Here is a 21,958-nt window from a genome sequence, read left to right as displayed (position 1 = left end):
CGAGGAGTCGAGACCCGTGTCGGAAAACAAAGATCAGAAGTTCGTCTACGACTTCACCGAGGGCAACCGCGACCTCAAGGACCTTCTCGGTGGCAAGGGTGCCAACCTCGCCGAGATGACCAACCTGGGCCTCCCGGTCCCTCCCGGCTTCACCATCACCACCGAGGCCTGCAAGGTCTACCTCGAGAGCGGTTCGGCCCCGGCCGCGCTGCGCGACGAGGTCAGCACCCACCTGGCCGCCCTCGAGGCGAAGATGGGCAAGAAGCTCGGTCAGTCGGACGACCCGCTGCTGGTCTCCGTGCGTTCCGGCGCCAAGTTCTCCATGCCCGGCATGATGGACACCGTCCTGAACATCGGCCTCTCCGACGAGTCCGTGACCGGCCTCGCCTCCCAGGCCGGTGACGAGCGCTTCGCGTGGGACTCCTACCGCCGCCTGATCCAGATGTTCGGCAAGACGGTCCTCGGCGTCGAGGGCGAGCTCTTCGAGGACGCCCTCGACGAGGCCAAGGCCGCCAAGAAGGTCACGGTCGACACCGACCTCGACGCCGCCGACCTCAAGAAGCTGGTCGCGGCCTTCAAGAAGATCGTCGCCAAGGAAGCCGGCCGCGAGTTCCCGCAGGACGCCCGCGAGCAGATGGACCTCGCCGTCGAGGCCGTCTTCAACTCGTGGAACACCGACCGCGCCAAGCTCTACCGCCGCCAGGAGCGCATTCCCAGCGACCTGGGCACCGCGGTCAACGTCTGCTCCATGGTCTTCGGCAACCTCGGCCCGGACTCCGGCACCGGCGTCGCCTTCACCCGCGACCCCGCCAGCGGCCACCAGGGCGTCTACGGCGACTACCTGCAGAACGCGCAGGGCGAGGACGTCGTGGCGGGCATCCGCAACACCGTGCCGCTCGCGGACCTGGAGACCATCGACAAGGCCTCCTACGACCAGCTCATGACGATCATGGAGACGCTGGAGACCCACTACAAGGACCTCTGCGACATCGAGTTCACCATCGAGCGCGGCCAGCTGTGGATGCTCCAGACCCGCGTCGGCAAGCGCACGGCGGGCGCGGCCTTCCGCATCGCGACCCAGCTGGTGGACCAGGGCCTGATCGACGAGGCCGAGGCGCTCCAGCGCGTCAACGGCGCCCAGCTCGCCCAGCTGATGTTCCCGCGCTTCGACGAGAACGCGAAGACCGAGCTGCTCGGCCGCGGCATCGCCGCCTCTCCGGGCGCCGCCGTCGGCAAGGCCGTGTTCGACTCCTACACGGCCGTCAAGTGGTCCCGCTCCGGCGAGAAGGTCATCCTGATCCGCCGCGAGACCAACCCCGACGACCTGGACGGCATGATCGCCTCCGAGGGCATCCTGACCTCGCGCGGCGGCAAGACCTCGCACGCCGCCGTCGTCGCCCGCGGCATGGGCAAGACCTGCGTCTGCGGCGCCGAGGAGCTCGACGTCGACACCAAGCGCCGCCGGATGACGGTCGGCGAGACGGTCATCGAAGAGGGCGACGTCGTCTCCATCGACGGCTCCACCGGCAAGGTCTACCTCGGTGAGGTACCCGTCGTACCCTCCCCGGTCGTCGAGTACTTCGAGGGCCGCATGCACGCCGGCGCCGACGACGCCGACGAGCTGGTCCAGGCCGTGCACCGGATCATGGCCTACGCGGACCGCGTCCGCCGGCTGCGCGTCCGCGCCAACGCCGACAACGCCGAGGACGCGCTGCGCGCCCGCCGCTTCGGCGCCCAGGGCATCGGCCTGTGCCGCACCGAGCACATGTTCCTCGGTGAGCGCCGCGAGATGGTCGAGCGCCTGATCCTGGCCGACACCGACGGCGAGCGCGAGCAGGCCCTCAGCGCCCTCCTGCCGCTGCAGAAGAAGGACTTCATCGAGCTGTTCGAGGCGATGGACGGCCTGCCCGTCACCGTCCGCCTGCTCGACCCGCCGCTGCACGAGTTCCTGCCCGACATCACCGAGCTGTCGGTCCGCGTCGCCCTCGCCGAGTCCCGCAAGGACGCCAACGAGAACGACCTGCGCCTGCTGCAGGCCGTCCACAAGCTGCACGAGCAGAACCCGATGCTGGGTCTGCGCGGCGTCCGCCTCGGACTGGTCATCCCCGGCCTGTTCGCCATGCAGGTCCGGGCGATCGCCGAGGCTGCGGCCGAGCGCGTGAACGCCAAGGGCGACCCGCGGGTCGAGATCATGATCCCGCTGGTGGGCACCGTCCAGGAGCTGGAGATCGTCCGCGAGGAGGCCGACGCGGTCATCGCCGAGGTCGAGGCCGCCACCGGCACCAGCCTCAAGCTCTCCATCGGCACCATGATCGAGCTGCCGCGCGCCGCCCTGACGGCCGCCCAGATCGCCGAGGCCGCGCAGTTCTTCTCCTTCGGCACCAACGACCTGACGCAGACGGTGTGGGGCTTCTCCCGCGACGACGTGGAGGCCAGCTTCTTCACCGCGTACCTGGAGAAGGGCATCTTCGGGGTCTCGCCGTTCGAGACCATCGACAAGGACGGCGTCGGCTCCCTCGTGCGCCACGCGGTCCAGCAGGGCCGGGCCACCCGCCCCGACCTCAAGCTCGGCGTCTGCGGTGAGCACGGCGGCGACCCCGAGTCCGTCCACTTCTTCCACGAGGTCGGCCTCGACTACGTCTCCTGCTCGCCGTTCCGGATTCCGGTGGCGCGCCTGGAGGCCGGCCGTGCGGCCGCCGAGGCGAAGGGCAGCGACAGCCGCTGACCCCAGGCCCCGCCGCGGGCCCCATAGACCGCGCCTGTCCCCGGGTTCCCTGACTGCCCGGGGGCAGGCGCGCCTATTTTCCGTTGTTCAACAAATCTTTACGCCAGCAGGCGGTGGACGGATCCCCACCCGTCCACCGCCGCTGTCATTCTGCCGGGCACGTCGGCGCTTCCCGGTGCGACCGACCGCCAGGCCCCGCAAAGCCCCCCACGGCCTTCGCGGAGCGTTTCGGTCGCACCGGAGTGTGCCCGGCGGAGTACAGGATTTCGGTTGTCACGCCCTCGCCGAAAGGGGTTTCAACTGTGGCCGAAAGGGCGTGGTGACCACGTGTGACTGCGTGCATACTCATGGAGCGGGGGGATTGCGGTTGCACAGGTGGGGGTTCGGTGCTGCGTATCCATTTCACTGGAGTGGACCTGGCACGCGTACGGATGGCAGGGCGTCCCGATGCGTTGTGGGAAACGATTCTCAGCTTTCATCGCTTAAGAGACCGGCGTGACGCCCGGTTGTTCGGTGAATGGCGTACTGAAACCCGGAGCAGGTTGAATAGTGAAACACGCACCCTCGGTATGCTCATACCGAGTCGCGGTTATTTCCCGGATTTCCTGACCCCCGTGGAGGGGCAGTACGGGTGGGACGTGGCCCTCGACGCGCTGCGCGGGATCCGTCCCGACCGCATGCGCCGCGAGCTCCAGCTGCTGTCCGCCGGTGCGCCGATGTCCCCGCGCCTGCGGGACTTCATGGACGGCGGGGCCAAGCACCTGCCCAGGCTGCTGGGAGAGCTGCGCGCCTATCACCGGGCCGCCGTGGAGCCGTACTGGACCCACATACAGGCCCAGATAGAAGCCGAACGGGCGGCACGCGGCCGCGCGTTGCTCGACGGCGGCGCCGACGAGCTGCTCGACTCGCTGCCGCCGATGCTGCGCTGGCGGGCTCCGGTGCTGGAGTGCGACTACCCGGTGGACCGTGACGTCCGGCTGCGCGGGCGGGGGCTGCTGCTCCAGCCGTCCTTCTTCTGCCGGCGCACCGCGGTCACCCTGCACGACCCCGAGCTGCCGCCCGTGCTCGTCTACCCGGCGGCCGCGCAGCTCGCCTCCGCGCCCGCGGACGGGCCGTCGGCCCGGCCCGCGGAGGAGCAGCGCCAGCGCACGCTGGGCAAGCTGGTCGGGCACACCCGCTCGGTGGTGCTGCGGGCCATAGGGGACGGCGCGACGACGAGCGAGCTGGCCCGCCGGGCGGGCGTCTCGCTGGCCTCGGCGAGCCAGCACGCCTGCGTGATGCGCGAGGCGGGCCTGGTGACCACCCTGCGCCGGGGCAACGCCGTCCTGCACACGGTGACGCCGCTGGGGGCCGCGCTGCTGAAGGGCGGGGCCGTGGCGTCCTGAACGCGGCGGCGCCCCGGCGGGTCCGTACCCGCCGGGGCGCCGCGGTGCGGGCGGGTCAGACGCGGAAGGGGCCGGTCACCTCGTAGGTGATGCCGCCGGACGAGCTGCCGCTCGTGCCGCGCTGGCTGGAGAAGTAGAGCCGGTTGCCCGCGGGGGAGAAGGCCGGGCCGGTGATCTCGGAGGAGGACTGGCCGGTGATCCGCAGGAAGGGCGCCACCACGTCGTCCGGGGTGATCACGCAGATCTCCATGGTGCCGCCGTCCTCCGCGACGTACAGGTCGCCGTAGGAGGAGCCGGTGACGTTGTCGACGCCCGTCAGAGGCGCCGCGCCGCCGGGGACGAGGGAGTCGTCGTAGGCCAGCTCGTAGGTGTTGTTCGCGAGGTTGAGCTGCCAGACCCGGTTGTCGCCCTTGGTGGTGAACCAGACGGTGTCGTTGGCGTAGTGGCAGCCCTCGCCGCCGTTGAACTTCTTCGAGCCCGAGACCTGGCTGCGGGTCGCCGTGGGGGAGCCGTCCGGGTCGGGGACGTTCTGCCAGGTGAAGGAGCCGGAGGTGGCCGTTCCGGCCTTGAGGACCTGGAGGGTGCCGGAGGAGAGGTTGCCCCAGGTGGTGGGGACGAAGCGGTAGAAGCAGCCGCTGCTCTCGTCCTCGGTCAGGTAGATCACCTTGCGGACCGGGTCCGCCGCGGCCGCCTCGTGCTTGAAGCGGCCCATCGCCGGGCGCTGGACGGCGGCGTTCACGCCGTACGGGTCGGCCTCGTAGACGAAGCCGCGGTCGACCTCCTCGCACGACAGCCAGGTGTTCCACGGGGTCTTGCCGCCCGCGCAGTTCTGCCGGGTGTTGGACAGGATCCGGTAGGCGCCGGTGACCGTGCCGGAGGAGTCGAACCGCACCGCGCTCGCGCCGCCGGAGGGGTTGATCTCCGAGTTGGACGCGTAGATCCAGCCCGAGCCGTCGGCGTAGCAGGCGCCGCCGTCGGGGGCGTTGTGCCAGGTGTACGAGGTACCGCTGACGGTCTGGCCCGAGCGGGCGATCACCCTGCTGGTGAAGCCGCCGGGGAGCATGATGCCGTTCGCGTCGGCCGCGCCGAGGGCCCCGTAGGGGCCGGCGCCGGGCTGGGCCGGGGCCGCGTAGGCCGCCCCGCGCATCAAGGTGCCGCCGAAGGCGGCGGCCGACGAACCGATCACTGCGCCGCGCAGGAAGGTACGACGTTCCACGGTCACTCCTGTGGGAGGAAGGCCCCGCGGCCGGTCGGACGCGGGGTCGCACGCGTCGAGGAACCTAGGAGGCGCCCGTTGCCGTGGCGCCAATTCCTCATTACGCCCGGGCGACCGGCCGGGGTTCAATCCTGCGGCGCCGATTTCGGCGTGCCGGGAGCTCTTTCCGGAAGGCCGTACGGGCCCCACGGCATCGGCTTCGGCCAGTTCCCCGCGGCTTGTTCACACCCGGGCGAGAGGCCGTTCCCGTGGGCCGGGACAGCACAATGCCGCGGCTGCCGGCGCCGTTCCGGCCGGGGGAGACCGATTTCCCGCGGCGGCGGGCGCGCAGGGTGAAATCAGCGGTACGGACGTTGCCGACCGTGACCGGCCCGGCGGGCCCGCCGGGCCGCAGGGGCGGGCACGGTCGGGCGCGGGCGGCATTTTTCGGCCTGTCCGGGCCTCCGGGGTTTGGGCCGAAAGTCTCACCCGGACCCGCGGGGGCGGTCTGCCGGCCGCCCGTGGCTCGCCGTCGGTCCCGCCGACCGCTCCGGGACGACTGAGGGACCGCCCCCACCGCCCTGACCTGCACTTCCTTCCCCAGGGAGAGCTGGGCGAAAAAATTCTCCGGCGGAGCGATGAGTTTTCCGGGGGGCCGCGGTCTACCCCTCACAAGCACTGAGCACGGGCACTGAGCAGCGAGCACAGGGCAGCACGCACCGCACACGAGAGATGAGGGACCCCGATGTCCGCCACGATGATCTTCGTCAACCTGCCGGTCAAGGACCTGGACGCCAGCAAGGCCTTCTGGAGCAAGCTGGGCTACACCTTCAACGCCCAGTTCACCGACGAGAACTGCGCCTCGATGGTCATCAGCGACACCATCGTCGCGATGCTGCTGAGCGAGGCCCGCTACAAGGACTTCACCCACAAGGAGATCGCGGACGCGACGAAGACCTCCGAGGTGCTCCTGTGTCTGAGCGCCCCGAGCCGCGCCGCGGTCGACGAGCTGGTCAACGGGGCCGTCGCGGCCGGCGCCACCGAGCCCCGGCCGGCCCAGGACCACGGCGTCATGTACGGCCGTGCCTTCGACGACCTGGACGGCCACACCTGGGAGATCATGTGGATGGACCCGTCCATGGTGCAGCAGCAGGGCTGAGCCCCGCCCCGCCGGGAGGCGGCTCCCACCGGGAGGCCGCGCTCCCTCAGGAGGTCGCGGCGGTCCGCACCGGATAGGTCCGGACCGCCACCTCCTCGTCGTCCAGGCAGCGCCCCGACTCCAGGTCGAAGCGCTGCTTGAGCAGGGGCGAGGCCACGAACGGCCGGCCCGCCACGGCCCCCACCAGCCCGCGCGAGAGCACCTGCGCGCCGGTGAAGGGGTCCCGGTTGCCGATGGCGTACGCACGCCCCGCGCGGTCGACGAAGACCGCGGCCTGGCTCCCGTCGGGCAGCAGCGCCGCCACCCCCCGCCCGGGGACCAGCGCGGACAGCTCGCACACCGTCAGCCAGCCCTGCGCCACCCGGAGTTCCACGGTCATCGTGCGACACCTTCCACGGTCAGGACGGCCAGGTCGGGCTTGACCTGGTCGCGTTCGGGGACGAACTTCACGGTCGGGTCGGGCGCGCCGGGCGCGTTGACGAAGGACACGAACCGGCGCAGCCGCTCGGGGTCCTGGAGCGTCTCGGCCCACTCGTCGCGGTAGTGCGCCACGTGGTCGGCCATCAGGGCCTCCAGCTCCGCGCACAGCCCGAGCGAGTCGTGGACCACCACGTCCCGCAGGTGGCCGAGGCCGCCCTCCATCCGCTCCAGCCAGGTGGAGGTCCGCTCCAGCCGGTCGGCGGTGCGGATGTAGAACATCAGGAACCGGTCGATCAGCCGGACCAGTTCGGCGTCCGACAGGTCCTGGGCGAGGAGGTCGGCGTGGCGCGGGGTGGCGCCGCCGTTGCCGCCCACGTAGAGGTTCCAGCCGCTCGCCGTCGCGATGACCCCGAAGTCCTTGCTCTGCGCCTCCGCGCACTCGCGGGCGCAGCCCGACACCGCAGACTTGAGCTTGTGCGGGGCGCGCAGTCCCCGGTAGCGCAGCTCCAGGTCGATGGCCATGCGCACGCTGTCCTGGACGCCGTAGCGGCACCAGGTCTGCCCCACGCAGGACTTCACCGTCCGCAGGGCCTTGCCGTAGGCGTGCCCCGACTCGAAGCCGGCGTCGACGAGCCGTGCCCAGATGCGGGGGAGCTGGTCCACGCTCGCGCCGAACAGGTCGATCCGCTGACCTCCGGTGATCTTCGTGTAGAGGCCGAAGTCGCGGGCCACCTCGCCGATCACGATCAGCCGGTCCGGGGTGATCTCGCCGCCGGGGATGCGCGGGACGACCGAGTAGGAGCCGTTGCGCTGCAGGTTCGCCAGGAAATGGTCGTTGGTGTCCTGGAGGGCGGCCTGCTCCCCGTCCAGGACGTAGCCGCTGGCCCCCAGGGTCGCCGCGAGCGAGGCGATGATCGAGCCGACGGCGGGCTTGCAGACCTCGCAGCCGTCGCTGCCGCGGGCCTCGGGCCGGCCGTGTCCGTCGAGGAGCTGCTCGTACGAGGTGAGCCGGCGGGTGCGGACGATCTCGTACAGCTCGGCCCGGGTGTGCGGGAAGCAGCCGCACAGCCCCGGGTCGGCGGCGGCGGGCAGCAGCTGCCCGATCACCTTGAGGCAACTGCCGCAGCCGGTACCCGCCTTGGTGCACTTCTTGACCTCGGGGAGGGTGGAGCAGGCGGTGATGGCCTTCTTCGTGACGTTGTGGCAGGAGCAGATCACCGCGTCGTCGGGCAGGGCGGACGGGCCGAGCGCGACGGGCGCGCCGACGCCCGCGGGCAGGACCAGCTGTTCGGGGGCGACGGGCGGGACGCTGCCGGTGAGCGGGCGGAGCAGGCCGTAGGCGTCGGCGTCGCCGACGAGGACGCCGCCGAGGAGGACCCCGTCGGGGGAGACCACCAGCTTCTTGTAGACGCCGGAGCGGGAGTCGGACCAGACCACGTCGAGGCTGTCGGGGGCGGTGCCGTGGGCGTCGCCGAAGGAGGCCACGTCCACGCCGAGCAGCTTCAGCTTGGTGGAGAGGTCGGCTCCGGTGAACTCCTTGGCGCGGCCCAGCAGGTCGTCCGCGGCGGTCTCGGCCATCTCGTAGCCGGGGGCGACCAGGCCGTAGACGCGGCCGTCGACGGCGAGGGCGCACTCGCCGATGGCGTACACGTACGGGTCGGAGGTGCGGCAGCGGGCGTCCACGGCGATGCCGCCGCGCTCCCCGACGTCGAGCCCCGCCGCGCGGGCCAGCTGGTCGCGGGGCCGGACGCCCGCGGAGAAGACGACGAGGTCGGTGTCGACGGTCGAGCCGTCGGAGAGCAGCATGCCGCCGACCCGTCCGTCCTCGCCGGTCAGCACCTCCTGGGTGCCGACTCCGGTGTGGACGGTGAGTCCCATGGACTCGATGGTGCGCAGCAGGGCCGCGCCGCCGCCCTCGTCGACCTGCACGGGCATCAGGCGCGGGGCGAACTCGACGATGCGGGTGGCGAGGCCGAGGCCTTGCAGGGCGCCGGCGGCCTCCAGCCCGAGCAGCCCGCCGCCGACGACCGCGCCGGTGGTCCTGCCCTGCGCGTACTCCTCGATGGCGAGGAGGTCCTCGATGGTGCGGTAGACGAAGCAGCCGGGGGCGTCCTTGCCGGGGACGGGCGGCACGAAGGGGTGGCTGCCGGTGGCGAGGACCAGCACGTCGTACGGGAACACCCGCCCGGAGCGTGAGGTGACGGTGCGGGCGGCGCGGTCGATGTGCTCGGCCGGGTCGCCGAGGTGGAGGGCGATGCCGTGCTCCTCCATGAACCCGGCGGGCGTCAGGGACAGGTCCTCGGGGGTGCTGCCGGAGAAGTACGAGGTCAGGTGCACGCGGTCGTAGGCGGGCCGGGGCTCCTCGCAGAGCACGGTGATCCGGTGCGTGGCGGTGGCCCCGCGCTCGGCGAGCGCTTCGAGGTAGCGCTGGCCGACCATGCCGTGCCCGATGAGCACGATCGTGGGCGTGGGCTCGGTCATGTCAGTGGCCTCCGTCGTCGGTGAGCAGGTGGAACAGGTCGTGCGGGGCTTCGCCGCCCTCCCAGGTGCGGGCGAGGGCCCCCACCGTGGAGAGTTCGCCGAGCAGCACTCCGCCGACGAGCCGGTCGCCGCGCAGGACGACCTTCCGGTAGGTCCGCCGGGTGGCGTCGGCGAGGCGGACCACGTCGTCGCCGGGGCGGGGCGTGGTCTCCCCGAAGGCGGCGAGGTCGAGGTGGCCGCTCCCCGCTCCGCCGAGGGTGAGGCGGGTCAGGGCGCGGGTGCCGGTGTACGGGGCGGGGGTCCCGGCGAGGATCGCGGCGAGGGCGTCGGCCTGTTCCAGGGCGGCCCCGGCCAGGCCGTACACCTGCCCGGCGTGCTCTGCGCAGTCGCCGACGGCGTGGACGTGCGGGTCGCCGGTGCGCAGGTGGTCGTCGACCACGATCCCGGTGCGGACCTCCAGGCCGGCGGCCTCGGCGAGGCCGGTGCGGGGGCGGACGCCGCACGCGAGGACGACGAGGTCGGCGTCCAGCCGGTAGCCGTCGGCGAGTTCGACGTGGGTGACCCCGCGCGGAGTGTCCGTGCCGTGCCGTGTCCCGGGGGCCGCCGGGGCGGCCGCAGGCGTTCGCGTGGTCACGAGCCCCCGGACCCGGCACTCCGTGTGGATCTCCACGCCGAGTCCGGTCAGGTGCGTCGCCAGCAGGGCGGAGGCGTCGGCGTCCAGGTGGCGTTCCATCAGGCGCTCGCCCTGCTGGGCCAGGACCACGGCCGCTCCGCGCACGGCGAGTGCCCGGGCCGCCGAGACGCCGAGCAGGCCCCCGCCGATCACCACCGCCCGTACGCCGGGGCGTACGGCGGCCGACAGGGCGAGGCAGTCGTCCATCGTGCGGAAGGCGTGCACCCCGTCCGGGAGGTCCCGGCCGCCGGGCTCGAACAGGCCGCGCAGCGGCGGGAGCACCGCGTTGGAACCGGTGGCCAGGACCAGGGTGTCGTACGGGGCGACCGTGCCGTCGTCGCAGTGCACGGCCCGCTCCGCCCGGTCGATCCGCACCGCCCGGACCCCGCGCCGCAGGACCGGACCGGGCGCGGGCAGGGCCGTCACCTCCGGCGCGTAGCGGCCGGCGAGGACCTCGGCGAGCAGAACCCTGTTGTACGGGACGCGGGTCTCCTCGCCGAGGACGGTCACCGCGGCGACGGGTCCCAGCCGCTGCGCGAGTCGCAGGCCCGCGAGGCCGCCGCCGATCACCACCACACGCTGTTCCGAGGTCATGACCCGAGGGTGCGGGGCCGCTGTTTCCCTTCCGCATCGCGCCTGTTACCCGGACGGAACGCCGACCTCAGCGCGTGGTTTAAGGGTCGGTGAGGCCTTCCTCAAGGCGGCCTTAAAGATCACCGGCAGGGCCCGCGGGGCCCTTAGCGTGCTGCGTATGCGAGATGCGGCGGCGCGGGTGCGGGGCGGGATTCTGGGCGGGGCGGGGGTGGTGGCCCTGCTCTGGGCGGTGCAGGTGCGGCCCTCCGCGCGGCCCGACGCGCTGTTCGCGACCGCCGCCCATCTGACCGGCCTGCTCGCCGGGTACGGCGTCCTCGTGCTGCTGTTCCTGATGGCGCGGGTGCCCGCCCTGGAACACGGGGTCGGCGCCGACCGGCTCGCCCGCTGGCACGCGTTCGGGGGCCGGTACGTCCTGTTCCTCTGCTTCGGGCACGGCCTGTTCGCGCTGCTCGGCTACGCCGTCCACGAGGGCGTCGACCTGATCCGCGCCGTCCGGGAGCTGCTCGGCTACCCGGCGATAGCCGCCGCCGCGGCCGGGACCGTCCTCCTGGCCGCGGTCGGCGCGACCTCCGCCCGCGCCGTGCGCCGCCGGGTGTCGCACGAGACCTGGCGCGGGGTGCACCTCCTCGTCTACGTGGCCGCCGCGCTGGGCTTCGTGCACCAGCTCGCCGGACCGGACCTGACCGCCGTCGCCTGGTTCTGGGCGCTCGCGCACACCGTCGTCGCCGTGCTGCTGGTCTGGTACCGCGCCGTGGTCCCCGTACGGCAGGCCCTGCGGCACGCGCTGCGGGTCGCCGACGTGCGCTTCGAGGGGCCCGGCGTGGTGTCCGTGGTCGTCCGCGGGGAGCACCTGGCGGAGCTGCGCGCGGAGCCGGGCCAGTTCCTGCGCTGGCGCTTCCTCCAGCGGGGCCTGTGGTCCACCGCCCTGCCGTTCTCCCTGTCCGCCCCCGTCCGGTCCGACACCCTGCGGATCACGGTCAAGGGGCTGGGCGGCCACTCCCGCCGGATCCGCCGCCTCCGTCCCGGTACGCGGGTCCTCGCCACCGGGCCGTTCGGGGCGCTGACCGCCGCCCGGCGGACCAGGCCCAAGGTGCTGCTGATCGCCGGCGGGGTCGGCATCACCCCGATGCGCGCCCTGTTCGAGACGCTGCCGGGCGGACCGGGGGACATCACCCTGCTCTACCGGGCCGGGGCCGAGGAGCAGCTGGTGCTGCGGGCCGAGCTGGAGGCCATCGCCGCCGAGCGGCAGGCCGGCCTGCACTATCTGCTCGGGCCGTCCGGCGCCGCGGCCGGGCGGCTCCCGGTCCCGGGCTGGGGGGATCCGCTGGCTCCGCAGGCGCTCGTCGCGCTGGTGCCGGACCTGGCCGAGCACGACGTCTACCTGTGCGGTCCGCCGGGGATGGCCGAGGCCACCCGGGTCGCGCTGCTGTGCGCCGGGGTGCCGGCCGGCCGCATCCACGCGGAGTGCTTCACCTTCTGACCGTGCCCGGCCCCCGCCGTCGGCTGCCCGCCCGCCCTTCCCTCCCGAGGAGTCCCCGCCCCATGCGCCACCCCCTGCACGTCGCCGTGCCCCTGTCCGTGGCCGTGCCGGCCGGAGCCGCGGCCGCGGCGCGTGCCCGGCACCGCAAGCCGCGCAGACCCTCGCCGGCGCGGTCGGCCCTGGCCGCGCTGGCCCGCGTACCTCCGGCGGGGCGGCTCGCCGCAGGGCTGGGGGCGGCCAGTGTGCTGGCGGCGAGCGTGCTCACAGCGGCCGTGGACCCGGCGGCTCCGGTGGCTCCGGACCGGGTGGCGGCCCGGGAAAGCTCAACCTTTGCGCAAGTTTCCGGAGATTGATGCCCACTGCACACATCAGCTCCATAAGGTCATGACGTGCCTGACATATCAACGACCATGATCATCGTGCTGTGCGTGGCGGCCGCCGCGGCCGGCTGGATCGACGCGGTGGTGGGCGGCGGCGGCCTGCTGCTCCTGCCCGCCCTGCTGCTGGGGCTGCCCAACGCCCATCCCGCCACCGTCCTCGGCACCAACAAGGCCGTGGCCATCGTCGGCACGGCCGGCGCCGCCGTGACGTACGTCCGCAAGGCTCCGGTGAACGTCAAGCTCGCCGTGCGCATCGGCCTGGCCGCCCTCGCCGGATCGATGGGCGGCGCCGCGCTCGCGGGCGGCATCAGCAAGGACGCCCTCCGCCCGATGATCATGGTGGTGCTCGTCCTCGTCGCCGGGTTCGTCATCTTCCGGCCCGGCTTCGGCACCGCCCCGTCCGCCTCGCCCGTCAGCCGCGGACGGGTGCTGCTCGCCATCGGGCTCGCCGGTCTCGGCATCGGCTTCTACGACGGGCTCATCGGGCCGGGCACCGGCACCTTCCTGGTGCTCGCCCTCACTGCCCTGCTCCACCTCGACCTGGTCACCGCCTCCGCGACCGCCAAGATCGTCAACTGCTGCACCAACGCGGGCGCGCTGGCGATGTTCGCCTACCAGGGCATGGTGCTGTGGCAGCTGGCCGCCCTGATGGCGGTGTTCAACCTGGCCGGCGGCATGATCGGGGCCCGGATGGCCCTCAAGAAGGGCAGCGGCTTCGTCCGGGGCGTCCTGCTGACCGTGGTGAGCGCGCTCGTCATCAAGCTCGGCTTCGAGCAGTGGGGCTGAGCGCGCTGGTTCCCCGGCGGGGCCGCGGCGCGGAGGCCGGTCCGGTCAGTACGTGCCGGTGAGGTGCGCGAACACCACCACGTTCCCGCGGTAGCCCGTGCGCGGGGAGAAACCGCCCCCGCAGGTGATCACCCGCAGCTCGGCCCGCTCCGAAGGGCCGTACACCCGGCTGTCGGGGAAGCCCCTGGCGTCGTGGACCTCGACCGCGTGGACCGTGAACACCGCCGTACGGCCGTCCGCGCGCGGGATCTCGATCGTCGCGCCGCGGCGCAGCGCGCCCAGGTGGTAGAAGACCCCCGGCCCGACCGCGTCGTCCACGTGCCCGGCGACGACGGCCGTCCCGGTGGCGCCCGGAGTGGTGCCCTCGCGGTACCAGCCGGCCAGGTCGCGCCGGTCGGGCGGGGGCACCTGGAGGTGGCCGTCGCGGTCCAGGCCCAGGCCGACCAGCGGGGCGTCGACCCGGATCGAGGGGATCCGGATCCGGGCGGGCGGGGAACCCGGCAGCGGGGCGATGGTGAGGCCGAGGGTGCCGGAGGCGGTCAGGGCCTCGGCGGGGGAGGGCAGCGGCGGTCCGACCGGCTCGCGGGAACCGCTGGTGACGAGCCAGATGCCGATGCAGGCGGCGAGGGCGACGAGCCCGCCGTGCCGGGCTGTCGGGGTGAAGGCGCGGCCCATGCGTACCCCCTCGGCGCGTCGTTCGGGGTGACTGGCCGTCGCCCGGCCCCGCGAACGGGGGGGACCTCGCGGGGCGGGCGACGGGGGACGGTACCGGTCGGACCGCGGCCGGGGCCGCGGTGGGCGTCCGTCAGCTCCGCGTGCCGCTCGCCCGGCGACGCAGGAGCCAGGTACCGCCGGCGGCGGTCGCGGCCAGTACGCCCGCTCCCGCCGCGATCTTGGCGGGGTCGGTGGTGGTGGTCGTGCCACCGCCCACCCCGGTGTTGACGTGGCCCTGCGGGCCGCGTTCGGTGACCACCAGGTCGCCGGTGGCGAACTTTCCGTTCGCGCAGGTCGCGCCGATGGCGTAGGTGCCGGCCCGGGTGCCGCGGGACACCTGGAACTGCCCCACGACCACCTCCTTGTGGGTGCCGGGGACCAGTTTGAAGCGGCCGCCTCCGACGGTCGTGGCATCGCCGTCGGCGTGGCTTCCGGTACCGCAGGCGGTGGTGTTCACGGTGACGGTGGCCCCGGGGGCGGCGGACTTCGGCCACACCTCCAGGGGCGAGAAGTCCCCGGGCGCGAAGGCCGGTACGCCCAGGTGTCCGGCCGCCATCGCGCCGGCGACCGGCACGGCGAACGCGGCGGCGGTCAGCGCGGCAGCGGTCAGCGCGTGTGCGGTACGTCGGCGCATGGCACTCTCCCTGCAAGGACACGGGGCCGTCGTTCCGAGGAAACCCGCCCCTCCCGCAGTGCGCCTGCTGATGTTCCGTCAGGTCCGCTCCCGTGCGGCTGGGAAGGCCCTGTTCGTGCAGGTCGGGGACGCGGTGCGGCCATCCGGGGCGGCCGGGCCGTCCGGGTGACCGGGGGCCGGCGGGGCGAGTGCCGCGGCCGGGGCCCCGCACGCCGCGGGCGGTGCGTACGGTGGTGGGGCGCGGCGGGGCCGGGGCCTCCCGGCCCGGCCGGACCAGCCCCGCGCCGTATCCCAGGGAGGGCCCCGTGACACCGGTCGAACGACCACTGGAGGAAGTCGTTCCGCTTCCGTTCTTCGTGTACGGGACCCTGCGCCCCGGCGAGGTCAACCACGCCCTCTTCCTGCGCGGCCGCACGCTCGCCGAGGAGCCCGCCGTCCTGCCGGACGCGGCCCTCTACGACGGCCCCGGATACCCGTTCGCCGTCCACCGGCCCGGCGGCACGGTCGTCGGGGAGCTGATCACCGCGGAGCCGGGCGCGTACGCGGAGCTGCTGGCCGGGCTGGACCGGCTGGAGGAGTACGAGGGCCCGGGACGCCCCGGCAACGTCTACGACCGCCTCGCCCGCCCCACCCTGCGCCCCGACGGGACCACGGTCCGCGCCTGGGCCTACCTGGCCGCACCGCTGGTCGCCCGCGACCTCCGGGAGGCCGGCACGGAGATACCGGGCGGGGACTGGCTGCGCCGCCCCTCCCGCGCCTGAGCCGGCCCGGTCCGGACGAGGGGGCCTAGAGGCCTTCGGCGCCGCGGTTGCGCAGGCGCCGGCCGTACTGCTGGAGGACCCACAGCTCCTCCTGGACCGCCGCGTGCTGCTCAGGCGGGGCGTGCGGGCCCAGGCGGGCCATCGTGCCCTGGACCTCCAGCACCCGGCGGTCGACGGCCCGCAGCCGGACCTGGACGAGCTGGACACCGGCGTAGACCTCGTCCACGGTCTTGGCGTGGATGGCCTCCACGGCCAGCTCGGTCACCATCGCGCGGACGGTGTCGTTGGGGGCGGCCTCGCGCACCCGGGCCAGGTAGCCGTCGTCCGCCTGCGCGGCGCCGCCCGCGTCCTGGATGGCCTGCCGGACCGCCGCGTAGGGCGGGGCGGTGAACTCGTCGATCCCGTACGCGTCGAAGGCGGGGGACACCAGCGCGGGACGCTGCAGCGCCAGCTTGAGCAGCTCGCGCTCGGTGATGTGGACGGGGTTGCGCAGGTTGAGCGCCGGGCCGCCGCTCACCGGCGGGGGCGCCGGAGCGGGCGCCGCCGGCTGGGGACGGCCCCGGCCCTGCTGCTGGGGCTGGTTGCCGCGCTCCCGCGCCCACCGCGCCAGCTGCGCGACCCGCTTGACCACGAACTGCTCGTCGAGGATGCCCAGCATGCCCGCCAGCTGGACCGCCGACTCGTGCTGGATCGACAGGTCCTTGATGCTCGCCACGACCGGCGCCGCCTCGGCCAGCGCGGCCGCCCGCCCCGCCGGGTTCTCCAGGTTGTGCCGGGAGACGATGTGCCGCAGCGCGAACTCGAACAGCGGGGTGCGGGCCTCCACCAGGCCGGCCACGGCCGCGTCGCCCTGCGCGAGGCGCAGGTCGCAGGGGTCCATCCCGCCGGGGGCGATGGTGATGGAGGTCTCCGCCGCGAACTTCTGGTCGTCCTCGAAGGCCCGCAGGGCCGCCTTCTGTCCGGCCGCGTCCCCGTCGAAGGTGAAGATCACCTCGGCCGTGGCGTTGTCCATCAGCAGCCGGCGCAGGATCTTGATGTGGTCCCCGCCGAAGGCGGTGCCACAGGTCGCGATCGCGGTGGTGACACCGGCCAGGTGGCAGGCCATGACGTCGGTGTAACCCTCGACGACCACGGCCCGGGAGGTCTTCGCGATCTCCTTCTTGGCCAGGTCGATGCCGTACAGCACCTGGGACTTCTTGTAGATCGCCGTCTCGGGGGTGTTCAGGTACTTGGGGCCGTTGTCGTCGTCGCGCAGCTTGCGCGCGCCGAAGCCGACCACCTCGCCGCTGGTGTCGCGGATCGGCCACATCAGCCGGCCGCGGAACCGGTCGATGGGCTTGCCGCTGCGGCTGTCCTGGGCGAGCCCGGAGGTGATCAGCTCCTTGTCGGTGAAGCCCTTGCCGCGCAGGAACCGGGTCAGGTGGTCCCAGCCGGCCGGGCTGTAGCCGACCCCGAAGTGGGCGGCCGCAGCCTGGTCGAAGCCGCGTTCGGCGAGGAACCTGCGGCCGATCTCCGCCTCGGGCCCGTCCAGCTGGTCGACGTAGAACCGGGCGGCCTCCCGGTGCGCCTCGACCAGCCGGATGCGCTCACCGCGGCCGCTGGTGCCGGCGGTGTAGCCGCCCTCCTCGTACCGCAGGGTGATGCCGGCCAGGCCGGCCAGGCGCTCGACCGCCTCCGAGAAGGACAGGTGGTCGATCTTCATGACGAAGTCGAGGGTGTCCCCGCCCGCCTGGCAGCCGAAGCAGTGGTAGAGCCCCTTGCTGGGGCTGACCTGGAAGGAGGGGGACTTCTCGTCGTGGAAGGGACACAGGCCCTTGAGGTTGCCACCGCCCGCGTTGCGCAGCTGGAGGTAGTCGGAGACCACGGCGTCGATCGGGACCGCGTCCCGTACCGCCTTCACGTCGTCGTCGTTGATCCGTCCTGCCACCCGTGAAGTCTACGGCCGGGCGGGGGCGAATCCGTCAGGCACCCTCCGCGGGGACCAGCGAGGCGAGCGGAACCGACGGGTCCGCCAGTGCCTCCCGGTCCACGGGCGCCTTCGACCTGATCAGGGCCTGGATGTGCTCGGTGACGTCCCACACGTTCACGTTCATCCCGGCGAGCACCCGGCCCTCCGAGAGCCAGAAGGCGATGAACTCCCGCTTCGCGGCGTCACCGCGGATCAGGACCTGGTCGTAGCCCCCGGGTGGGGCGTAGCCGGAGTACTCCAGCCCCACGTCGTACTGGTCGGAGAAGAAGTACGGCACCCGGTCGTAGACGACCGGCCGTCCCAGCATCGCCCGCGCGGCCGCCGGGCCGCCGTTGAGCGCGTTGGCCCAGTGCTCGACCCGCAGCCGGGTGCCGAGCACCGGGTGGTGGGCGGCCGCCACGTCGCCGACCGCGTAGACGTCGGGGTCGGAGGTGCACAGCGATTCGTCCACGGCGATCCCGCCGCCGTGCTCGCGGTCGACGAGGGCCAGGCCCGAGGTCTCGGCGAGCGCCGTCCGCGGGGCCGCCCCGATCGCGGCGAGCACGGCGTGCGCGGGGTGTTCCTCCCCGTCGTCGGTACGGGCGGCCAGCACCATGCCGTCCTGCCCGACGATCTCCGTCAGCCTGGCCCCGAAGTGGAAGCGGACCCCGTGGTCGGCGTGCAGGTCGCCGAAGAGCCGGCCGATCTCCGGGCCGAGGACGGCGTGCAGCGCCGTGGCCTCCGGCTCCACGACGGTCACCTCGGCCCCGTACCCGCGGGCCGCGGCGGCCACCTCCAGGCCGATCCACCCGGCACCCGCGATCAGCAGGTGGCCGTTGTCCCGGCCCAGTCCGGCCAGGACGTGCCGCAGCCGCTCGGCGTGCGCGAGCCGGCGCAGGTGGTGCACACCCGCCAGCCCGGTGCCGGGGATGTCCAGGCGGCGCGGTTCGGCACCGGTGGCCAGCAGCAGCTTGTCGTAGTGCAGGGCCGTGCCGTCGCCGAGGACCACGCGCTTGGCGTCGCGGTCGAGGTGGACCGCGGGCTGGCCGAGGTGCAGCTCGATGTCGGAGGCCGCGTACCAGGACGGCTCGTGGACGAAGACGCTCTCCCGCTCCTCCTTGCCCGTCAGGTACCCCTTGGAGAGCGGAGGCCGCTCGTAGGGGTGGTCGCGCTCGTCGCCGATCAGGATCACCCGCCCCGTGAACCCCTCGGACCGCAGCGCCTCGGCCGCCTTGGCCCCGGCGAGCCCTGCGCCGACGATGACGAACGTCTGGTGTGCGTCGACCACCTGATGCCTCCTCATAACCTCTGCGCCACATGCGAGCACATGCGAGCGTCCCGCACCGAGCCTGCCCCGTGAAGGGGGAGTGGCGCGATCGGCTCACCCTTCGGCGCGTCGGGTGCGCCGGGTGAGACGGGCGTGCAGGGAACGCGCCGATGCGTCGGTCAGACACGCGATCTGGTCGATGACCGCCCGTTTCCTCGACCGGTCGTCCGGGGCCGCGTCGAAGATCGCCCGGAACTGCGGGTCCAGGCCCTCGGGGGCCCGGGCGCTGAGCGCCTCGGCGAGTTCGGCCAGGACGATGCGCTGGTCGGCGCGGATGCGCTCCTGCTCGTCGCGCTGCATCACGTACAGGTCGGCGACCGCCTTCAGCACCGCGCACTCGTTGCGCGCCTCGCGCGGCACCACCAGCTCCGCGCCGTACCGGGTCAGCCGGCCCGATCCGTACGCGCCCCGCGTGGCACCCTCCGCCGCCAGGCAGAAACGGCCGATCAGCTGGCTCGTCGCGTCCTTAAGCCGGGCCTGGGCGACGGCCGAACCGTCGTAGCCGTGCGGCCACCACTCCTGCTCCATCAGTCGGTCCAGGGCGGCGCGCAGCTCCTCGGGCGAGGTGTCGGCGGGCACGTAGCGGCCGATCGCGACGTCCCAGATCGCGGCGCGCTCCGGCTCGGCGAACAGCAGATTGGGGTCGAGGTGGCCGGCGTGCAGCCCGTCCTCGAAGTCGTGCACGGAATAGGCGACGTCGTCCGCCCAGTCCATGACCTGGGCCTCGAAGCACTTGCGGTCGGCGGGAGCGCCCCGGCGCAGCCACTCGAAGACCGGCAGGTCGTCCTCGTACGCCCCGAACTTGACCGAGTCGGGATCGGTGGGGTGGTCCCCGCGCGCCCACGGGTACTTGGTGGCGGCGTCCAGGCAGGCCCGGGTGAGGTTCAGGCCCACGCTGACGGGCGCGCCGCCGGCCGGTCCGGGCACGAACCGCTTGGGCTCCAGCCGGGTCAGCAGCCGCAGCGACTGGGCGTTGCCCTCGAATCCGCCGCAGTCCTTGGCGAATTCGTTCAGCGCCTCCTCGCCGTTGTGGCCGAAGGGCGGGTGGCCCATGTCGTGGGAGAGGCAGGCGGCCTCGACCAGGTCGGGATCGCAGCCGAGGGCCGCGCCCAGCTCCCGTCCGACCTGGGCGCACTCCAGGGAGTGGGTCAGCCGGGTACGGGGGCTCGCGTCCCAGTCGTACGAGCGGGTGCCCGGGGTGACCACCTGGGTCTTCCCGGCGAGGCGGCGCAGCGCGGCAGAGTGCAGCACGCGCGCGCGGTCGCGCTGGAAGGCGGTGCGCCCGGGGCGTTTGTCGGGCTCGCCGGCCCAGCGTTCGGTGTCGGCCGCGTTGTAGAGGTCGTGGGGGTGGTCTGCGGGGGCGTGCGCGGTGCCTTCCATGACATGACGGTAACCGGAAGGACTGACAAACCGGGATCAGGCGGAGACGAGTTCCGGCCGCGGGAGGGCGTCGGCGGGGCGCGCCAGGGCCTCGTCGTAGCGGTGCAGCAGCAGGCGGGCCAGGGCCGGGTGGTCGCCCAGGGGCGCGGCGGCACGGGCGGGCGCCGCCGCGGCGGTCTGCGCGGCGAACCGGCCCGGGGCGGCGAAGTACGAGGCCACGGCGGCGCGGTGGTGGCCCCGGGCGGCCAGCGCCCGGACGGCGTCCGGGGCGCTCGGTGCGGTCGCTGAGGCGTAGGCGGGGACCACCGGGACCCCGCCGAGGCGTTCGGAGAGCAGCGCGGCGGTGCGGCGGGTGTCGGCGGCCGAGTCCGGGTCGCGGGAGCCGGCGGCGGCGAGCACGACCGCGGTGCCCGGCGTCCAGCCGGCCTCCAGCAGCCTTTCGTACAGGGCTTCGACGAGCAGCGGGTGCGGCCCCAGCGGAGATGCGACCCGGACGCGCAGGTGGGCGGCCCGGGCGGCGGCCGCGGGGAGGTCGCGCTTGACGTGGTGGCCGCGGCCGAGGAGCAGGGGGACGAGCACCGCGGAGCCGGTGGTGGCGCGCAGGGTGTCGTCGAGGAGCGGCCGGTTCAGCTCGACGTGGCCGAGCCGGACATCGAGCCGGGGGCGCAGTTCACGGACCCGGTCGAGGAGCGCGCGGGCGGTGTGCAGGGCGCGGGGGTCGCGGCTGCCGTGGGCCACGGCGACGAGGGTGGGCTGCTGCATGGGCGGTCTCCGTGGGGGCGGGTGCGGGGCGGTCGCAGTCCGCTGAGCTGCGTGCCGAGTTGGGCGGTGATCCGGGTCAGCAGCTCGGCCGTGCTGCCGAAGGGGTCCGGCGTGCTGCCGAAGGGGAGGGACAGGCTGTCGGGAGGGTGCACCGGCTCCGTCATGGACCGATCCTGCGGGCCGCAGATTGCCGATGGGTTGCGCCGGCGTGACGGGTCTTTGCCGGCTGCTCACGGAGCCGTTCGGTCGCTCGTGCGGGTGAACGGGGGAGGCGCCGGAACTCGAAGCCCGGCCGCGATCGTCAATGTGTGCGAACGGTGCGTGCGATCGGCGCGTGCGGGCGGTGCGGGCGAGGGAGTGGGCGGCCATGGGGATCAGGGGTTGGAGCGGGGTGGCGGCGGCGGTGTCCCGGCGTCCGGGGTGGCTGCGCAGGCCGGGGCGTACGGGGCGGCCGCGGCGGGCGTCGTGGCCGGCAGTGCTGCGGGGCGTGCGGGCGCGGCGGCTCGCCGTCCAGGCCGTCATGGCGGGCTGCGTCCTGGCGCTGCTGCCCTCGGCGTGGACGCATGCGACGGCCTCGGACCGGCTGCGGACCACGGCGGACGCGCCCGCGGCGGACGTGGCCGTGGTGTTCGGGGCCGGTCTGTGGCGGGGGAGACCCACGCCCTACCTCGCGGACCGGCTGGACGCCGCGGCGGAGCTGTACCGCGCGGGCAAGGTCCGGGTCGTGCTCGTCACCGGCGACAACAGCCGCGTGGAGTACGACGAGCCGGACGCCATGCGCCGGTACCTGACCGAGCACGGCGTGCCGGACGCCCGGATCGTCAGCGACTACGCCGGCTTCGACACCTGGGACTCCTGCGTGCGCGCCAAGGAGGTCTTCGGGGTCGAGCGGGCCGTGCTGGTCACCCAGGGCTTCCACATACGCCGGGCCGTCGCCCTGTGCCAGGCGGCGGGTCTGGACTCCTACGGCGTCGGGGTCGCCGACGTCCACGACGCCACCTGGTACTACGGCCAGACGCGCGAGTTCTTCGCCTCCGGCAAGGCGGCGCTGGACGCCGCCTTCAGGCCCGAACCGCGCTTCCTCGGGCCGAAGGAGGAGGGGGTGTCCCGGGCCCTGCTCGCTCTGGCAGACTGACGCACCGCCTTCATATGCT

17 protein-coding genes and 1 pseudogene are annotated in these 21,958 nt (G+C 73.6%); 8 read left to right on the top strand and 10 right to left on the bottom strand.

Going from position 1 to position 21,958, the window contains the following annotated elements; genetic code table 11:
• The first annotated feature begins 16 nt into the window (after positions 1-16).
• Positions 17-2,725 carry a pyruvate, phosphate dikinase gene (gene ppdK, locus ACPU2J_RS11355; RefSeq protein WP_399821287.1) on the top strand — a complete coding sequence of 903 codons (2,709 nt, stop codon included), beginning with the start codon at positions 17-19 and terminating at the stop codon, positions 2,723-2,725.
• Positions 2,726-3,111: 386 nt separating this feature from the next.
• Positions 3,112-4,110 (top strand): ArsR/SmtB family transcription factor, encoded by a 999-nt coding sequence (locus tag ACPU2J_RS11350; RefSeq protein ID WP_361594625.1) that lies wholly within the window; start codon positions 3,112-3,114, stop codon positions 4,108-4,110.
• A gap of 55 nt (positions 4,111-4,165) precedes the next feature.
• On the opposite strand, the gene ACPU2J_RS11345 is transcribed toward ACPU2J_RS11350, so the two are convergent.
• Complete coding sequence (locus ACPU2J_RS11345) at positions 4,166-5,326, bottom strand: alkaline phosphatase PhoX (RefSeq protein WP_361594623.1); 1,161 nt, start codon at positions 5,324-5,326, stop codon at positions 4,166-4,168.
• A 724-nt stretch (positions 5,327-6,050) separates the two neighbouring features.
• On the opposite strand from ACPU2J_RS11345, the gene ACPU2J_RS11340 reads away from it, so the two are divergent.
• On the top strand, positions 6,051-6,464 hold the full coding sequence (locus ACPU2J_RS11340) for a VOC family protein (protein WP_361594621.1): 414 nt from the start codon (positions 6,051-6,053) through the stop codon (positions 6,462-6,464).
• 46 nt (positions 6,465-6,510) lie between these two features.
• Here the strand turns inward: ACPU2J_RS11340 and nirD are convergent, their stop codons facing one another.
• The 3 genes from nirD to ACPU2J_RS11325 are packed head-to-tail and all read right to left on the bottom strand — an operon-like array spanning position 6,511 to position 10,632.
• Entirely contained in the window at positions 6,511-6,843 is a 333-nt protein-coding gene (gene nirD / locus ACPU2J_RS11335; protein ID WP_365077431.1) for a nitrite reductase small subunit NirD, read from the bottom strand.
• Positions 6,840-9,365, bottom strand: a complete 2,526-nt coding sequence (nirB, locus tag ACPU2J_RS11330) for a nitrite reductase large subunit NirB (RefSeq protein WP_423833191.1) — start codon at positions 9,363-9,365, stop codon at positions 6,840-6,842. Before nirB ends, nirD begins: the two co-directional genes overlap by 4 nt.
• Position 9,366: 1 nt before the next feature.
• Positions 9,367-10,632 (bottom strand): NAD(P)/FAD-dependent oxidoreductase, encoded by a 1,266-nt coding sequence (locus ACPU2J_RS11325; RefSeq protein ID WP_423833190.1) that lies wholly within the window; start codon positions 10,630-10,632, stop codon positions 9,367-9,369.
• A 157-nt stretch (positions 10,633-10,789) separates the two neighbouring features.
• On the opposite strand from ACPU2J_RS11325, the gene ACPU2J_RS11320 reads away from it, so the two are divergent.
• The 3 genes from ACPU2J_RS11320 to ACPU2J_RS11310 all read left to right on the top strand — a co-directional run bounded on the left by ACPU2J_RS11320 (position 10,790) and on the right by ACPU2J_RS11310 (position 13,278).
• A complete protein-coding gene (locus ACPU2J_RS11320) occupies positions 10,790-12,112 on the top strand; it encodes a ferredoxin reductase family protein (RefSeq protein ID WP_423833189.1) in 1,323 nt (440 codons plus the stop codon).
• 62 nt (positions 12,113-12,174) lie between these two features.
• The gene (locus tag ACPU2J_RS11315; RefSeq protein WP_423833188.1) at positions 12,175-12,465 is read left to right on the top strand and encodes a hypothetical protein; all 291 of its coding nucleotides are present in this window, start codon (positions 12,175-12,177) and stop codon (positions 12,463-12,465) included.
• Between the two features lie 36 nt (positions 12,466-12,501).
• Positions 12,502-13,278: a sulfite exporter TauE/SafE family protein gene (locus ACPU2J_RS11310; protein WP_361594611.1), complete on the top strand. Its 777-nt coding sequence runs from the start codon at positions 12,502-12,504 to the stop codon at positions 13,276-13,278.
• A gap of 45 nt (positions 13,279-13,323) precedes the next feature.
• On the opposite strand, the gene ACPU2J_RS11305 is transcribed toward ACPU2J_RS11310, so the two are convergent.
• Positions 13,324-13,953: a class F sortase gene (locus tag ACPU2J_RS11305; RefSeq protein ID WP_420080852.1), complete on the bottom strand. Its 630-nt coding sequence runs from the start codon at positions 13,951-13,953 to the stop codon at positions 13,324-13,326.
• A gap of 130 nt (positions 13,954-14,083) precedes the next feature.
• Positions 14,084-14,626, bottom strand: a complete 543-nt coding sequence (locus ACPU2J_RS11300; RefSeq protein ID WP_361594607.1) for a hypothetical protein — start codon at positions 14,624-14,626, stop codon at positions 14,084-14,086.
• Between the two features lie 305 nt (positions 14,627-14,931).
• Between ACPU2J_RS11300 and ACPU2J_RS11295 the strand changes: the two genes are divergently transcribed.
• Complete coding sequence (locus tag ACPU2J_RS11295; RefSeq protein ID WP_423833187.1) at positions 14,932-15,387, top strand: gamma-glutamylcyclotransferase family protein; 456 nt, start codon at positions 14,932-14,934, stop codon at positions 15,385-15,387.
• Between the two features lie 25 nt (positions 15,388-15,412).
• Here the strand turns inward: ACPU2J_RS11295 and dnaG are convergent, their stop codons facing one another.
• From dnaG to ACPU2J_RS11275, 4 genes and pseudogenes are all read right to left on the bottom strand, one after another.
• Entirely contained in the window at positions 15,413-17,314 is a 1,902-nt protein-coding gene (gene dnaG / locus ACPU2J_RS11290; RefSeq protein WP_420080855.1) for a DNA primase, read from the bottom strand.
• Positions 17,315-17,348: 34 nt separating this feature from the next.
• Entirely contained in the window at positions 17,349-18,623 is a 1,275-nt protein-coding gene (locus tag ACPU2J_RS11285; RefSeq protein WP_361594601.1) for an NAD(P)/FAD-dependent oxidoreductase, read from the bottom strand.
• Positions 18,624-18,716: 93 nt separating this feature from the next.
• Positions 18,717-20,042, bottom strand: coding sequence for a deoxyguanosinetriphosphate triphosphohydrolase (locus ACPU2J_RS11280; RefSeq protein WP_423833186.1), 1,326 nt, complete (start codon positions 20,040-20,042; stop codon positions 18,717-18,719).
• 36 nt (positions 20,043-20,078) lie between these two features.
• Positions 20,079-20,968 (bottom strand): annotated as a pseudogene (locus tag ACPU2J_RS11275) (sirohydrochlorin chelatase).
• Positions 20,969-21,324: 356 nt separating this feature from the next.
• On the opposite strand from ACPU2J_RS11275, the gene ACPU2J_RS11270 reads away from it, so the two are divergent.
• Complete coding sequence (locus ACPU2J_RS11270) at positions 21,325-21,939, top strand: SanA/YdcF family protein (protein WP_423834952.1); 615 nt, start codon at positions 21,325-21,327, stop codon at positions 21,937-21,939.
• Positions 21,940-21,958: the final 19 nt, after the last annotated feature.

The sequence above is a fragment of the Streptomyces manipurensis genome, from assembly GCF_049570255.1.
Lineage (GTDB): Bacteria > Actinomycetota > Actinomycetes > Streptomycetales > Streptomycetaceae > Streptomyces > Streptomyces manipurensis.
Note: the sequence above shows the minus strand (reverse complement) of the source record. Positions and strands in the feature narration are given on the sequence as shown.

Bases quoted from the DNA above. Each gene is read 5' to 3' on its own strand.
- ACPU2J_RS11270 (WP_423834952.1), top strand. From the start codon at position 21,325: ATGGCGGGCTGCGTCCTGGCGCTGCTGCCCTCGGCGTGGACGCATGCG.
- nirB (WP_423833191.1), bottom strand. From the start codon at position 9,365: ATGACCGAGCCCACGCCCACGATCGTGCTCATCGGGCACGGCATGGTC.
- ACPU2J_RS11320 (WP_423833189.1), top strand. From the start codon at position 10,790: ATGCGAGATGCGGCGGCGCGGGTGCGGGGCGGGATTCTGGGCGGGGCG.
- ACPU2J_RS11325 (WP_423833190.1), bottom strand. From the start codon at position 10,632: ATGACCTCGGAACAGCGTGTGGTGGTGATCGGCGGCGGCCTCGCGGGC.
- ACPU2J_RS11305 (WP_420080852.1), bottom strand. From the start codon at position 13,953: ATGGGCCGCGCCTTCACCCCGACAGCCCGGCACGGCGGGCTCGTCGCC.
- ACPU2J_RS11315 (WP_423833188.1), top strand. From the start codon at position 12,175: ATGCGCCACCCCCTGCACGTCGCCGTGCCCCTGTCCGTGGCCGTGCCG.
- nirD (WP_365077431.1), bottom strand. From the start codon at position 6,843: ATGACCGTGGAACTCCGGGTGGCGCAGGGCTGGCTGACGGTGTGCGAG.
- ACPU2J_RS11300 (WP_361594607.1), bottom strand. From the start codon at position 14,626: ATGCGCCGACGTACCGCACACGCGCTGACCGCTGCCGCGCTGACCGCC.
- ACPU2J_RS11280 (WP_423833186.1), bottom strand. From the start codon at position 20,042: ATGGAAGGCACCGCGCACGCCCCCGCAGACCACCCCCACGACCTCTAC.
- ACPU2J_RS11340 (WP_361594621.1), top strand. From the start codon at position 6,051: ATGTCCGCCACGATGATCTTCGTCAACCTGCCGGTCAAGGACCTGGAC.